Source organism: Actinokineospora enzanensis DSM 44649, assembly GCF_000374445.1.
Classification (GTDB): domain Bacteria; phylum Actinomycetota; class Actinomycetes; order Mycobacteriales; family Pseudonocardiaceae; genus Actinokineospora; species Actinokineospora enzanensis.
The window spans coordinates 1-14,252 of record NZ_KB894454.1; the positions used below are offsets into that span (position 1 = coordinate 1).

The following is a 14,252-nucleotide window of genomic DNA, read 5'->3' on the forward strand; positions in this document are numbered from 1 at the left end:
GGGGAAATGTGTGGTTGATGGGGAGTTGGGGGAGGATTTGGAGTGAGGGTGGGAGTGGGGGTGGGGGAAGGATTTGGGGTGGGAGTGGGGGTAGGAATTGGAGTGGTGTGGGGGGTGGGAATTGGGGTGTGGTGGGGAGGGGGGTGGGGACCACTGTGGACGGTGTGATCGTGACGGCGGGGATTGCGGGGGCGGTGGTGGTCGGGGTGGGGCCGGGCGGGATGTTGGCCTCGGGGGGGATTGTGTTGTGGGGGATCAATGACCATAGGGCGGTGAGCACCAGGGTGAGTGCCAGCGTCACGAAGGTCTTGCGTACCAGGTGTCTGCTGGGGTCGACCAGTGCCCAGGCTGCCTCTGAGACGTGTGGGGTGGGGTCGCGTAGTAGGACGCCGAGGACGGCCAGTGGGGTGGTCAGGCGGCCTGCCAGTTCGCGGCAGTCGGGGCAGCGGCGTAGGTGGCGGTCGACCGATACGCGCTGAGCGGGGGAGAGGGTGCGCGGGCGTTCCGGTACGAGGTTCGCGAGTCGTCTGCATGAGCGGGGGTTGCGGGCCAGCAGCAGTACGCGGACGGCGTGGCCGAGGGCGGATCGGGCGCGGTGGGCGAGGACGGCGGCGTGTGAGGTGCGGACGTCCAGGGCGTGCGCCAGTTCGGCGGTGGTGACCTCGTCGCGCACGGTCAGTTCGAGGATGGCCAGCTGTCGCGGCTCCAGGCTTGCCGCCGCGTCCCACACCAGGCTTGTCGCGGCGTGTGCGTCGGCCACGTCCTGCGGGGAGTCGCCGTCGGCGGCCAGTTCCGGCGGATCGGCGAAGAGCACCGGTCCGCCGCGTCGTATGTGATCCAGAGCACAGCGGTGCGCGATGCTGAACAGCCAGGGCCGGAACCGGCTCGGTCGGCGCAGCGTGGACAGGTGCCGCAGGGCGCTGACGAACGCCTCCTGGGTCAGGTCCTCGGCCAGGTGCGAGTCCCCGGTGAGTCGGGCCAGGAAGCGCGTGAGGGGTAGTCGGTAACGGTTGTAGAGCTGGGAAAACGCGTCATCGTCCCCGGATCCGGCGCGTTCGACCAGATCGGCGTCGCCGGGGTCGCTGAGCTGCACGGCCGCCTCCACGGAGAATTTTCGCATTCGTTGGGTCTCAGACCGTAATCCCTGGCGCAACCCCACCGTCCAACCGGCGTAGCCCGACGCCACCCGAAGGGACCCCTGATCGTGACAGCTCGAAGCCGCCTGGCCGTCCTGGCGGGCGCGGCCACCGGATCGGTGGTCACCGCGGTCGTGATGACGCTGGGGCAGCCGACGCAACCGGCCGAGTCACCCGGCGAGGCCACCGCGCTACTGGCCAACGGCCGCCCGATCCGCACGACCTGGCACCCCCACCCGCCCGGCACCACGACGACGACCACGGCCCCCGCGACCACCACCACAACACTGTTACCCACCACGACCAGCACACCGCCGCCGACCACCACCACGGTGGCCCCCACCACGACGAAGCCCGCGCCGACGACGACCAAGTCGACGACGACGCCGGTCGTGGTCCCGGGCGCGTCCCCGGCGGAGAGCGCGGTCCTGGACCTGGTCAACGCCCGCCGCGCGGAGGCGGGCTGCAAGCCGCTGCGCTGGAACGACAAGCTGGCCACGGCCGCCCGCGAACACAGCCAGGACATGGCCGTCAACAACTACTTCGACCACACCTCGCTCGACGGCCGATCCCCCTTCGACCGGATGGCCGCGGCGGGCTACCCGCACGGCGGCGGCGAGAACATCGCGGCAGGCCAGACCACCCCCGACGCGGTCATGACCTCGTGGATGAACAGCGCGGGCCACCGGGCCAACATCCTCAACTGCTCGTTCGTCGACATCGGCGTCGGCATGTACCGGGGCGGCAGCTACCGCGTCTACTGGACCCAGGCCTTCGGCTTCGCCTAACCCCGCAGCAACGCGGCGACGTCGTGATGCCCACCCCGCACGGCCAACTCGACCGGCCCGAGCCCCCGGTGCACCGGGTGCCCGGGAAGGTCGACCCGCGGATCCACCCCATGGGCCAACATCAGCTCGACCCGCCGCCGTTGCCCGTTTGCGGCCGCCCACAACAACACATCGTGAAGCATCGCCTCGGGCGTGTGATGCCCTGCCCCGACCCGCGCGTGCCAGCGGCCGCCGTCGCCGGTGCCCAGGCCGTACTCGAAGAGCAGTTCGAGATGGCTGTCGTTCTCGCGGAACTGCCGGTTGTAAAGGGTCTGGCTGTCGTTGGGATCGGCGCCCGCTTCGAGCAGCAGCCTGGCCAGTTCGTGCTCGGCCGGGTGCGCGGGCTCGTCCCGCTCGCCGCCGCCGAACGCACCGGTGAGAGCGGTGAAAGGGGATGGCAGGCCGTCCCACAGGTAACCGGAGTCCGGGTCCGCGCCCGCCGCCAACAGCATCTCGGCCACCCGCGTGTGATCACCACCTGCGACGCGGGCGTAGGCGAGATAGAGCAACGGCTCCCATTCGAACGGCCCGCCCAGCCTCGTGGCGGCCTCCGGGTCCCTCGCCAGCTCCCGCTCCGCGACCGCGACGTCTCCCAGTGCCGCAGCGGTGTTCAGGTCCGTGGCGTGGGTGGATTCGGGAGCGGGGATCTTGCCTGGGGCGTAGGTGAGACAGAGGTGCGCCAGCAACCGATCCGCGTCGCTGCCGAACTCCTTGACGAGATGCGGTGACCGATCCAGCGAACCTGCTGATGATGGCGTAGGCATGCGCCCAAGCTACGCCCGCCTGCCGACAATCGCGGTTGTCCACAGTAGACAGACTGGGCCGCTGGACGACCAGAAGGCGCCATCGCGGTTCCGGACGTGGTTTCGGGGCGCCTCCCCGGAAGGGAAGCGCCCCGAGACCACACAGCTCTCAGCCCTTGTACCCGGCCCGCCGCAAGGCGTCCGCGAGTGAGCCGGTCGGGGGAGGGGTGGTCTCGTTCCGGCGCTGCCCCCGACCCCGCTGGCCACCCTGGCCGCCGCCACCCTGGCCTGCCCCGCCCTGACCGCGCCCGCCCTGCGAGCCGCGGTTCTCGCGTCGTTGGCCGCCGGAGGTGGCCGTGCCCGGGGCCGGGATCTCGTCGTCCAGGCGCAGGGTCAGCGAGATGCGCTTGCGCGGGATGTCCACGTCGAGCACCTTGACCTTCACGACGTCCCCGGACTTCACCACCTCGCGCGGGTCCTTCACGAAGTTCTTCGACAGTGCCGACACGTGCACCAACCCGTCCTGGTGCACGCCGATGTCCACGAACGCGCCGAACGCCGCGACGTTCGTGACCACGCCCTCCAGGGTCATGCCCGGCTTGAGGTCGGCCAGCTTCTCCACGCCGTCGGCGAAGGTGGCGGTCTTGAAGGCCGGGCGCGGGTCGCGGCCCGGCTTCTCCAGCTCGGACAGGATGTCGGTGACCGTGGGCAGGCCGAACTTCTCGTCAACGAAGTCCGCCGGGCGCAGCTTGCGCAGCGACGACGTGTTGCCGATCAGGGCGGGCAGGTCGCCGCCGGTGGTGGCGAGGATGCGGCGGACCACCGGGTAGGCCTCCGGGTGCACGCTGGAGGAGTCCAGGGGGTCGTCGCCGGTGGGGATGCGGAGGAAGCCCGCGCACTGTTCGAACGCCTTCGCGCCCAGCCGGGGCACGTCCTTGAGGCCCTGGCGGGAGCGGAACGGGCCGTTCGCGTCGCGGTGCGCGACGATGTTCTCGGCCAGGCCTGCGCCGATGCCGGACACCCTGGTCAGCAGCGGGGCGGACGCGGTGTTCACGTCCACGCCGACACCGTTCACGCAGTCCTCGACCACCGCGTCCAGCGAGCGCGACAGCTTCACCTCGGACAGGTCGTGCTGGTACTGGCCGACGCCGATCGACTTGGGGTCGATCTTCACCAGCTCCGCCAGCGGGTCCTGCAGCCTGCGGGCGATGGACACCGCGCCGCGCAGGGACACGTCCAGCTCCGGCAGCTCCTGCGAGGCGTAGGCGGACGCGGAGTACACCGACGCGCCCGCCTCGGATACCACGACCTTGGTCAGCGTGAGGTCGGCGAACTTCTTGACCAGCTCGCCCGCCAGCTTGTCGGTCTCCCGGGACGCGGTGCCGTTGCCGATCGCGATCAGCTCGACCCGGTGCGCCGCGCACAGCTTCGCCAGCGAGGCCAGCGCCTGGTCCCAGCGGTTGTGCGGCACGTGCGGGTAGATCGTGTCGGTGGCCACCACCTTGCCGGTCGCGTCCACCACCGCCACCTTCACCCCGGTGCGGTAGCCCGGGTCGAGGCCCATGGTGGCGCGGGTGCCCGCCGGGGCGGCCAGCAGCAGGTCGCGCAGGTTGGTCGCGAACACCCGGACCGCCTCGTCCTCGGCCGCCTGGCGCAGCCGGGACCGCAGGTCGATGCCAAGGTGCACCAGGACGCGGGTGCGCCAGGCCCAGCGGACGGTGTCGGACAGCCACTTGTCGCCCGGCCTGCCCTCGTCGGCCACGCCGAACCGCTGCGCGATCCGCATCTCGTAGTCGCTGCGCACCGGCGGCACGGCGGCCTGGTCGGCATCCGGGTCGGGCTCCAGGGCGAGTTCGAGGACCTCCTCCTTCTCACCCCGGAACATCGCGAGCACCCGGTGCGAGGGCAACCGGCCGAACGGCTCGGAGAACTCGAAGTAGTCGGCGAACTTGGCGCCGTCCTCCTCCTTGCCCTCGCGCACCTTCGACGCCAGCACGCCCCGGTCCCACATCCGCTCGCGCAGCTCGCCGATCAGGTCGGCATCCTCGGCGAACCGCTCCACCAGGATCGCCCGCGCCCCGTCCAGCGCGGCCGTGGCGTCCGCGACGCCCTTCTCCGCGTCCACGAACGCGGCCGCCGCCTCACGCGGGTCGCGGGACGGGTCGCCCAGCAGCCCGTCGGCCAGCGGCTGCAGCCCGGCCTCGCGGGCGATCTGCGCCTTGGTCCGCCGCTTCGGCTTGTACGGCAGGTAGATGTCCTCCAGCCGGGCCTTGGAGTCGGCCGCCATGATCTGCGCGGCCAGCGCGTCGTCCAGCTTGCCCTGCTCGCGGATCGAGTCCAGCACGGCGGCCCGGCGCTCCTCCAGCTCGCGCAGGTAGCGCAGCCGCTCCTCCAGCGTGCGCAGCTGCGCGTCGTCGAGCGCGTCGGTGGCCTCCTTGCGGTAGCGCGCGATGAACGGCACCGTCGCACCGCCGTCGAGCAGGTCCACCGCGGCGGTGACCTGCCGCTCCCGCACCCCGAGCTCCTCGGCGATGCGCTGGTGGATCCCCGCCGCGGGCGTCCCCTGTGCTGTCGCTGTCATCGCTCCCACTCCGGCCGTCCGTCCGCTCGCGGCACCCCGCCGCGATGATCACTGTGCGTCGCCATTCTGTCGGACCGGCCCGACCCGCGGGAGCCTGGGGCGCCTGCCTGTGGACAACTTCGGCGAACACCGGTCCGGCTGTGGACAACCCGGCGCGCGCGGGCCCGCCGCGGCGGTCGGCGATCACGCGCGACTGAATAGCTTGATCGGGTGGATTCGCCCGCTTTGCCCGGTCGTGGGCGTCCACTCCCCGGAGGGACCTGGATCGGGCGGTCCGGACGACGGTGGGTATCGACCGCGGGTGCCAGGGTTCAGCCGATCGTTTCGGGGTTCGGCCTGGTCAGGTGGTGTGCGCGGTGGGGGATTGTCGCTGCCGGGCGGCCGCGCTAACGATCGAGCCGGGCCGGTAGCCGGCTGGGTCATCCATCCGAACTGGAGGGATCTGTGCGTACACCGCGAAAACCGCTCGTGCTCGCTGTCCTCGCGCTCGTGCTGGGCGCGGGCGTGGGGGTGGCCATACCGGCCTCGGCCGCGCCGCCGGGCGTCGTTCCCTCCACAGTGGACCTGACGCTCACGCCGGGGGCGAGCACCACGGTGACCAAGGTCGTCACCACGCCCGCGGTCCCGTACAACCCGGACGTGGTCTTCCTGGCCGACACCACCGGGAGCATGACCGCGGCCATCAACAACGTGCGCTCCAACATCGGCACGCTGGTCGGCAACATCCTGTCCGTGCAGCCCAGCGCCCAGTTCGGGGTGGCCGAGTTCAAGGACATCAAGGACACCATCCCGTTCCGGGTCAACCAGCAGCTGACCACCAGCCTCAGCGCCGTGCAGGCGGGCACCACCATGTGGGCCGCTGCGGGCGGCGGCGACTTCCCCGAGGACCAGATCAACGCCCTCTACCGGATCGCCACCGGCGACATCGCGTTCCGCTCCGACAGCACCCGGGTGATCGCGCTGTTCGGCGACGCCCCCTCGCACGACCCCAGCAACGGGCACACGCTCGCCGACACCATCGCGGCGCTGCAGTCCGCGGGCATCCGGGTCATCGCGGTCAACGCCTCCGGCCTGGACGCCAAGGGCCAGGCCACCGCGCTCGTCAATGCGACCGGCGGCACCCTGCTCAACAACGTGTCCTCCACCGCGGTGCCGCAGGCGATCCTGGACGGCATCCGCGCCATCAAGGTCCCGGTCGCGCCAAGGGTGACCAGCTGCCCGGCCGAGATCTCGGTCGGCACCAGCCCCACCGCCGCCACCGTGACCAGCGGCTCGGCCGCCACCTTCACCGAGACCATCGCGGTCAGCCCGAGCGCCGCCCCCGGCGTCTACACCTGCCAGGTCGACTACCTCGTCGGCGGCGTCTCGCAGGGCTTCGTGCAGACCACCACGATCCGCGTGCTCGGCCTGTCGATCAACGACGTCACCGTGAACGAGCCAGGCACCGGCACCGGCAACGCGGTCTTCACCGTGTCGCTGAGCGCCGCCTCCACCGGCACGGTCACCGTCGACTACGCGACCGTCCTGGGCACCGCGACCGCCGCCGACCTCACCCCGGTCTCCGGCACGCTCACCTTCGCCCCCGGCGACACGTCCAAGACGATCAGCGTCCCGATACTCTCCGACACCCTGGACGAACCGACGGAGACGTTCCAGGTCGTGCTGTCCAACGCCACCGGCGCCTCGATCCTGCGGGCCACCGGCACCGGCACGATCATCGACGGCGACCGCGACGGCTCGTTCACCTGCTCGGCCACCGCGGCCAAGCTGCTGCTGCTCACCATCGCCGCGGCCAACCCGCAGAACGACCCGTGCGTGGAGGCCGCGCCGACGCTGATCAACGCCAGCATGCCGTCGGGCACGCTGACCGTGCTGACCGACGACGTCACCGCCACCACCGACCTGACCCCGAACGACCAACAGGCCTACCCGGCCCCGGGTGACGGCCTGCGGTCGAGCGCGACCGTCGCGGGCGCCACCATCAGCCTGCTGGGCGTGGCGAACATCCAGGTCGGCGCGATCACGTCGAGCGCGGCCTACACCTGCACCGCCAACCCGGACGGCACCGTCACACCGGTGTTCAGCGCCAGCTCCAACGTGGCCTCGCTGAAGGTGAACGGCCTCGGCGTGACCGTCGGCAGCGGCACGCTGGTCATCCCGCTGGTGGTCGGCCAGCTGCGGATCAACGCCACCGTCTCCGACGGCAGCGGCGGCTTCATCCGGCAGGCGTTCGCCCTGGACACCGTGGTCGGCACGGTCGTGCTCGGCGAGTCGCGGGTCGGGCTGAAGGGCACCACCCTGCACCCGACCGGGAACCCCTGCACCCGGTAGCCGCGGGACACGGACGGGCCCCGCTCCGGATCATCGGAGCGGGGCCCGTACGCGAGTCGGTGGGGTTCGGTCAGACGATGGTCACGCCGGTCGCCTGCGGGCCCTTGGCGCCCTGGCCGACCTCGTAGCGCACCTTCTGGTTCTCCTCCAGCGTGCGGAAGCCGTTCGACTGGATCTCCGAGTAGTGCACGAACACGTCGGAGCCGCCGTCGTCGGGAGCGATGAACCCGAATCCCTTCTCGGCGTTGAACCACTTGACGGTGCCCTGGGCCATGCTTTTCTCCTAGCCATCCTGCTGGAGGGTGACCGCTGGTGCGGCCGCCCCGGTCGCCCGCCCACCCCACCGGGCCCCGCTGGAGGCCAGGTCACGGGGGCGATCCGGGTGACCACAGCCAGTCAACCACAAGCCACCGACAACGGGCGAGGATCCGGGATGGGTGCTCATTTCCCGGATACGAGCGCCGACAGGGCACACAGCACGGCCCACCCGCCTGCCACGACCGCGGACTTGCGCCGCGCGGCCACGTCCGGCAGCCCGGTGCCGAACCCGACCGCGTCGGCGACATCCCCCGCCACCCGCACCGCGATGGCCGCCCGCAGCGGCGCGCCCGCGGGCGCGAACACCATGGCCAGCCCGGTCGCCAGGTCGCGCGCGCCGATGCTGCGGCTGAGCACCGCGACGCCCCGCGCGGGCTCGCCGTACATGGTGACCAGCCCGGCGGGCTTGGCCAGCACCGCCGGGCGGACCGCCACCGCGGCCCCGTAGGCGGCGGTGGCCAGCCCGAGGGCGCGCGGGATCCAGGTCAGCTTCGCCATGCCGGGCAGGCTATCCCGATCACCCGGCCAGCACCCCTCGAAGCGCCTCGGCGAAGGTGCGCCGGAACGCGGCCGGGTCCAGCGGGACACGGCCCGCGCCCGTGATCCGGTCGAAGATCACCCCGTCCAGGAACGCCACCAGCGCCCGCCCCTGCCGGTCCGGGTCGGCCGCCCCCGCCGCGGCCAGCAGGGTGGACGCCAGCTCCCGGTACCGCTCGCCCACCGCCACCAGCGCCGCCCGCAGCTCGGGTCGGCGGGTGGACTCAAGGGACAGCTCGTAGCGGGCCACCATCCGCTCCCGGTTGACCGTGACGGACCGCTCCGCCATGCCCGCCAGCAACGCGGCCAGGTGGTCCTGGTCGACGCGCTCCGGCACGGGCGTGACCGGCGCCAGCTCGTCCGCATCCAGCTCGGCCAACCGCTCGACGGTCGCGGTGAGCAGGGCCAGCCGGGTGCGGAAGTAGTAGGAGCACGAGCCCGGCGGCACATCGGCCACCCGGTCCACCGCGCGATGGGTCAGCCCGCGCAGCCCCTCCCGGGCGAGTGTGGTGATCGCCGCATCCGTCAGCAAGGCCTTCCGATCCGTCACCTCTACAAGTGTAGAGTGCCTCTACGGATGTAGAGGAGGGGACATGCGCACAGCGGTGGTGGTGGGCGGCGGGATCGCCGGACTCGCGGTCGCGGCCGGACTGACCCAACGGGGCAGGCAGGTGGAGGTACACGAGCGCGCGCCGGAGTTCACCGAGGTCGGCGCGGGGATCTCGATCTGGGGCAACGCCCTGCGCGCCCTGGATGCTCTCGGCCTCGGCGACCAGGTCCGCGCCCGCGGCGCCCGACCGGACCGCGGCGGCTTCCGGGACCGACGCGGCCGATGGCTCGCGCGGTCCTCCGGTGAACTGGTGCTGATTCATCGGGCGGAACTGCTGGAGGTGTTGCTGTCCGCCGTCCCGGCCGAGTCGTTGCGGCCAGGGTCCACTGTGCGGGACTTCCCGGCGGCGGACCTCCTGGTGGGCGCGGACGGCCTCCACAGCACTGTTCGCGGCGCGTTCTGGCCTGAGGCCGCGGCGCCGCGCTACACAGGACACACCGCGTGGCGGATGGTGCTGCCTGCGGCGGGTATTCCTGCCTTCGACGGTAGTGAGACCTGGGGTGATCGTCAGGTCTTCGGGGTGTTCCCGATGACCGACGGGCGGATCTATGCGTACGCGGCTGCCGCCGCGCCTGCGGGTACGCGGTCTCAGTCCGGGGAACTCGCCGAGCTGCGGCGCCGGTTTGCCGGCTGGCCTGCGCCGATTCCTTCTGTCTTGGCTGCGGCGGATAGGGCTGACCGGCACGATCTGTACTACCTGCCGGACTTGCCTACCTATGTGCGGGGCCGGGTGGCGTTGGTGGGGGACGCGGCGCACGCGATGACGCCGAACCTGGGACAGGGCGGATGCCAGGCACTGGAGGACGCGGTGACCCTGGCGATGGTCGCGGACGATCTGCCGCGTTATGACGCACTTCGCCGCCGCCGGAGCCAGTCGATCGCACGTCGGTCTCGGATGGTCGGTCGGCTTGTGCATGGGCCGGGGGCACCGGTTCGCGACGCGGCGCTGCGGTTGATGCCTGATGGTCTGTTCCGGCGGTCCCTGGTGTCGGTCCTGGAGTGGCAGCCGCCCGGGGACGGGGTTGTCCACAGGCAAGATCGCTCCGAACCTTGCTGACCTGGTCTGCCCGGTAGAATGGAAATCGGGGGTCCCCTGGGGAGGTTGTCCACAATCGCTGGATTCGTCCACAGCTCACGGTCGGGGGATATTGACACCCGTCAAGATCGCCTAGCTTCCCTTCCGTTGGGCCCGCCCCCTGGTAGGGCGGGGCCTATCAACTGTGCGGCAACAAGATCAGGGTGTCGGACGAGCCGTGCCGGTGCGAGGTCCGGGCGTCCATGCCGACAGCTGTGGCCTGCGGAGCACTGAGCGCACCCGCTGAGCGACATCCACCGGTCGGCCTCGGCCAACCGGTCGAATTGTGTTCGACCGGGCCTGTCGCCGCGGCCGGGCTGAGATCATCTTCGGCGTGCCGAAGAAGATGTGGTTGCTTTCGGGTGCGGGCGTGCTCGTGCTCGCCGCCGTCGTGGTCCTGGTCGTCGCGCTCACCAGGGGGTCGGACACCAGTACGCCGGAGGGCGCGGCCCAGGCGATCGTCGACGCGTTCGCCGCCAAGGACGAGCAGGCGCTGGCCACTGTTTCGTGTCCCGGTGCCGCGCATCCGCTCGATCTGGCCGCTCCTTCCCCGATGGTGGGTGCCGAGCTGGGGGGCGTCCGGCTGGATGGCGCCGATGAGGCGATCGCCAACGTCACCATCAGGTTCACCGGCTCGACGCGTGAGGTCGAGATGGGTCTGGCCAAGGAGAGCGGCCAGTGGTGTCTCACCTGGTTCGGTCCCTGACGGGGAACGCCCCGACTACGGGGGCCCGGTAGGTTGGGGCTCGGGGCAGGAGAGGAGAACTCCGATGGGTTCGTTCGATGTGCCGCTCGACGACGAACGCACCCAGTTGGCCGCCTTCGTCGAGGAATACCGCACCGCCATCGAGGCCACTCTCCACGACCTCACCGAGGAACAAGCAGGCCGCCGCCTTGTCCCGTCCGCGACCACATTGCTCGGATTGCTCAAACACGTCACCTGGATGCAGCGGATCTGGTTCGAGGAGTGCGTCGGCGGCTCGCCCCGCGAAGAGCTCGGCCTGGTGCGGACTCCGGACGACTCCTTCCGACTCTCCGATAGCGACACCATCGCCTCGGTCACGGCGGCCCACCGACAGGCCTGCGTCACTGCCCGCGCGACCATCAAGGACCTGCCGCTGGACACCGTGTGCACCGGACACCGGACCGGTCCGCGCACGCTTCGCTGGGTCTACCTGCAGGTTCTCCGGGAGCTGGCCCACCACTGCGGCCACGCCGACATCCTGCGTGAGCAGGTGCTCGCCGACTGAGGCGAGCGTGGCAAGATCGGTCCGTGGCTGAGGTGTGGCGGGAGTTGTTCGGCGACCAATGGACGCCGCCACCCGCCATGGTCCTGATCACCGCCGCCGTCGCGCTCGGCGTCGTCTCCATCAACGCGTTCTGGCGGCCCGCCCGCAACGTCATCACGATCGTGCACGAGGCGGGGCACGCGCTGATCGCGCTACTGGTCGGTAGGCGGTTGATGGGGATCCGCCTGCACTCCGACACCTCCGGCGTCACCCTCTCTCGGGGCAAGCCCGAGGGGCCCGGCATGGTATGCACCGCCCTCGCGGGCTATATCGCTCCGTCCTTGCTCGGGATGGCGTTCGCCGCGTTGCTCGCCGGGGACAAGGTCAGCGTGGTCCTGATGATCTGCGGCGCGCTGCTCTTCGGCGTCCTCATCATGGTGCGCAACCTCTACGGCGTCGTCTCGCTCGTGGCCAGCGGGATCGTGTTGTTCCTGGTCTCCTGGTACGCGCCGGACCAGGTACAGGTGGCCTTCGGCTACCTCATCGCCTGGTTCCTGCTGTTCGGCGGGCTGCGGCCGATCGCCGAGCTGCAGAGCAAACGGCGGCGGGGGCGGGCGCGGGATTCCGACGCGGACCAGCTCGCGCGGTTGACCGGGGCGCCGGGGTTCTTCTGGGTCGGGGTGTTCGCGTTGGTGGATCTCGGCTCGCTGGTTCTCGCCTGCGGATGGCTTTTGCTGTAATCGTGCGTGTCCTAGGCGACCACTCGCGCGTTGTTTCCGGGAGACCCAACCGGAGCGAAAGGCCGTCCCCATGACCGATCCGGGCGAGCAGACCGAGCCCACCCCCCGGCGCCGCACCCAGCGCGAGCGCCGTGAGGCGACGGTGGCGAAGCTGGTCGACGCCACCATCGCCGCGATGTCCGAAGTGGGTTACTCCCGCGCCTCGGTGCAGGAGATCTGCCGCCGGGCGGGTGTCTCGCACGGCGGCCTGTTCCGGCATTTCGACACCAGGCTGGACCTGGTGGTCACCTCCGCCGCCGAGGTCGGCCGACGGCAGATCGCCACCTTCCTGGAGCGCACCGCGCCGTTCTTCGCCGGTGGCGGCGAGTTCGTCGAGGTGCTGCGGGCCATCCGGGCCGCCGCGCGGTCCGCGCTGAACATCGTGTGGTTCGAGCTGCTGCTGGCGGCCCGGACCGACAGCGAGTTAAGAGCCCGGCTGGTGCCGATCATCGAGGACTGCTCGAAGGAGATCTACCTCACCGCGCTGCGCGTGCCCGCGATCGCCGCGCAGCCCGAGGAGATCCGCCAGGCGGCGGTGTTCACCGGGCTGCACATGTTCGACGGGGAGGCGCTCGTGAACGCCGTGTACCCGCGCCCCGACCTGGACGAGAAGCGGTTGCGGCTGGTCGGCCGGTTCTTCGAGTCCACCGCGGGCTGACGGGGAGTCCGATGTAGACGGAGTGGGGCGGGCCGTCGGACAGCGGGGCCGGTGCGGCAGAATCCGAGTCTCACCAGGCCGGACGAAGGGAACCATGGTGTCCGACGAGCAGACCATCGGCGAGGTCGTGTCCGCGTGCGCGGCGAGGGCGTTCGCGGCGGCGCCGTCGTTGGCCGCCGCCTCGGACGAGACCATCGACAACGCCATCGCCGAGATGGCGGCCCGGCTGTCCTCCGCGCGCGCCAGGGTGCTCGCCGCCAACGCCGAGGACGTCGCCGCGGCCAAGGCGGCGGGCATGAGCGGCGGGCTGCTCGACCGGCTGCGGATCACCGCGGAACGGCTGGACGGCATGGCCGAGCAGCTGCGGCTGCTGGCGGCCGTGCCGCACCCGGCCCGCTCCCGCGACATCCGCGCGCTGGACGACGGGTTGCGCCTGGTGGAGCTGCTGCGCCCGGTCGGCGTCATCGGCGCCAACTACGAGGCCCGGCCGAACGTGACCGTGGACGTGGCCTCGCAGCTGGTCAAGTCGCGCAACGCGGGCGTGCTGCGCACCGGCTCGGCCGCGCTGCGCTCGGCGACCGCCCTGCTCAGGCACGTCATCGCGCCCGCGCTGGAGGACGCCGACCTGGCCGCGGACGCGATCCAGCTGGTGCCCAGCCCGGACCGGGAGGCGGCGGGCGCGCTGGTCGACCTGCCGCACCTGGTGCCGCTGGTCATCCTGCGCGGCAGCGGCGAGAGCACCCGTGAGCTCGGCAGGCGGGCGGCCGCGTCCGGTGTTCGCACGCTCGCGCACGCCGACGGCGGCGGCGTCCTCTACTACGACGTCGCCGCCGACCCCGCCTTCGCCCAGGACCTGATCACCCGCAGCCTGGACCGGCTCGGCGTGTGCAACCGGCTCAACCTGCTGCTCGTCCACCGCGACGTCTACGACTCCGCGCTGCCCGGCATCCGGTCCGCGCTGGACGCCGCGGGCGTGCGGGCCGCGCTGCCGCCGCACGAGCACGCCATCGGCTACGAGTGGGCGCTGGACTCCGAGCGCGAGGCCACCGTCACCGTCGCCCCGGTGGACGACCTGCGGCACGCCGTGCGGATCGCCAACACCGAGACCTCCGGCCTGGCCGCGGGCATCGTCACCACCGACCGCGCGGCCGCCGACGCGTTCCTCGCCGGGTACACCGGAACGGGTGTCTTCTGGAACGCGCCGACCCGCCTGCTGGACGGCTTCCGGCTGCTCGGCGTGCCGGAGACCGGGATCAACATCGACCGCGTCCCCGGCCCCCGCGGCCCGGTCACCTTCACCGACCTGACCCTCCGCCAGTACGCGGTACTGCCGGTGTGACCTGGGCAACTGGGGATCGACGGTCACCGGAAGCACACTCGGCCCACGCGCGCCCACACGGGCGCACGGGGCTACGATCCCAGACGAGC

At 71.5% G+C, this 14,252-nt stretch carries 14 protein-coding genes; 8 read left to right on the forward strand and 6 right to left on the reverse strand.

Annotated elements, in window-relative coordinates; all coding sequences use genetic code 11:
- The coding region (locus C503_RS46480; protein WP_156893726.1) for a sigma-70 family RNA polymerase sigma factor at nucleotides 1-1,120 on the reverse strand (1,120 nt) is incomplete at its 3' end.
- Nucleotides 1,121-1,204: 84 nt separating this feature from the next.
- Here C503_RS46480 and C503_RS42090 point away from each other — a divergent pair.
- Nucleotides 1,205-1,924 carry a CAP domain-containing protein gene (locus C503_RS42090; protein WP_018686869.1) on the forward strand — a complete coding sequence of 240 codons (720 nt, stop codon included), beginning with the start codon at nucleotides 1,205-1,207 and terminating at the stop codon, nucleotides 1,922-1,924.
- Here C503_RS42090 and C503_RS42095 read toward each other — a convergent pair.
- Together C503_RS42095 and C503_RS0134965 are read right to left on the reverse strand one after the other, a co-directional pair.
- Nucleotides 1,921-2,727 carry an ankyrin repeat domain-containing protein gene (locus tag C503_RS42095; RefSeq protein ID WP_156893727.1) on the reverse strand — a complete coding sequence of 269 codons (807 nt, stop codon included), beginning with the start codon at nucleotides 2,725-2,727 and terminating at the stop codon, nucleotides 1,921-1,923. The genes C503_RS42090 and C503_RS42095 overlap by 4 nt on opposite strands.
- Before the next feature lie 148 nt (nucleotides 2,728-2,875).
- Entirely contained in the window at nucleotides 2,876-5,287 is a 2,412-nt protein-coding gene (locus C503_RS0134965; protein WP_018686871.1) for a Tex family protein, read from the reverse strand.
- A 444-nt stretch (nucleotides 5,288-5,731) separates the two neighbouring features.
- On the opposite strand from C503_RS0134965, the gene C503_RS0134970 reads away from it, so the two are divergent.
- Nucleotides 5,732-7,618 (forward strand): Calx-beta domain-containing protein, encoded by a 1,887-nt coding sequence (locus C503_RS0134970; RefSeq protein WP_051115025.1) that lies wholly within the window; start codon nucleotides 5,732-5,734, stop codon nucleotides 7,616-7,618.
- Nucleotides 7,619-7,688: 70 nt separating this feature from the next.
- Here the strand turns inward: C503_RS0134970 and C503_RS0134975 are convergent, their stop codons facing one another.
- From C503_RS0134975 to C503_RS0134985, 3 genes are all read right to left on the reverse strand, one after another.
- Entirely contained in the window at nucleotides 7,689-7,892 is a 204-nt protein-coding gene (locus tag C503_RS0134975) for a cold-shock protein (protein ID WP_018686873.1), read from the reverse strand.
- A 167-nt stretch (nucleotides 7,893-8,059) separates the two neighbouring features.
- Nucleotides 8,060-8,434, reverse strand: a complete 375-nt coding sequence (locus C503_RS0134980; RefSeq protein WP_018686874.1) for a hypothetical protein — start codon at nucleotides 8,432-8,434, stop codon at nucleotides 8,060-8,062.
- Nucleotides 8,435-8,453: 19 nt separating this feature from the next.
- The gene (locus tag C503_RS0134985; protein ID WP_026317013.1) at nucleotides 8,454-9,023 is read right to left on the reverse strand and encodes a TetR/AcrR family transcriptional regulator; all 570 of its coding nucleotides are present in this window, start codon (nucleotides 9,021-9,023) and stop codon (nucleotides 8,454-8,456) included.
- A gap of 43 nt (nucleotides 9,024-9,066) precedes the next feature.
- Between C503_RS0134985 and C503_RS0134990 the strand changes: the two genes are divergently transcribed.
- The 6 genes from C503_RS0134990 to C503_RS0135015 all read left to right on the forward strand — a co-directional run bounded on the left by C503_RS0134990 (nucleotide 9,067) and on the right by C503_RS0135015 (nucleotide 14,163).
- Nucleotides 9,067-10,140, forward strand: coding sequence for an FAD-dependent monooxygenase (locus C503_RS0134990; RefSeq protein ID WP_018686876.1), 1,074 nt, complete (start codon nucleotides 9,067-9,069; stop codon nucleotides 10,138-10,140).
- A 352-nt stretch (nucleotides 10,141-10,492) separates the two neighbouring features.
- Nucleotides 10,493-10,864, forward strand: coding sequence for a hypothetical protein (locus C503_RS0134995; RefSeq protein ID WP_156893728.1), 372 nt, complete (start codon nucleotides 10,493-10,495; stop codon nucleotides 10,862-10,864).
- Between the two features lie 64 nt (nucleotides 10,865-10,928).
- A complete protein-coding gene (locus C503_RS0135000; RefSeq protein WP_018686878.1) occupies nucleotides 10,929-11,408 on the forward strand; it encodes a DinB family protein in 480 nt (159 codons plus the stop codon).
- A 77-nt stretch (nucleotides 11,409-11,485) separates the two neighbouring features.
- A complete protein-coding gene (locus tag C503_RS0135005) occupies nucleotides 11,486-12,127 on the forward strand; it encodes a M50 family metallopeptidase (RefSeq protein WP_018686879.1) in 642 nt (213 codons plus the stop codon).
- Between the two features lie 70 nt (nucleotides 12,128-12,197).
- Nucleotides 12,198-12,824 (forward strand): TetR/AcrR family transcriptional regulator, encoded by a 627-nt coding sequence (locus tag C503_RS0135010; protein WP_018686880.1) that lies wholly within the window; start codon nucleotides 12,198-12,200, stop codon nucleotides 12,822-12,824.
- Between the two features lie 94 nt (nucleotides 12,825-12,918).
- Nucleotides 12,919-14,163 (forward strand): aldehyde dehydrogenase family protein, encoded by a 1,245-nt coding sequence (locus C503_RS0135015; RefSeq protein WP_018686881.1) that lies wholly within the window; start codon nucleotides 12,919-12,921, stop codon nucleotides 14,161-14,163.
- Nucleotides 14,164-14,252 lie beyond the last annotated feature (89 nt).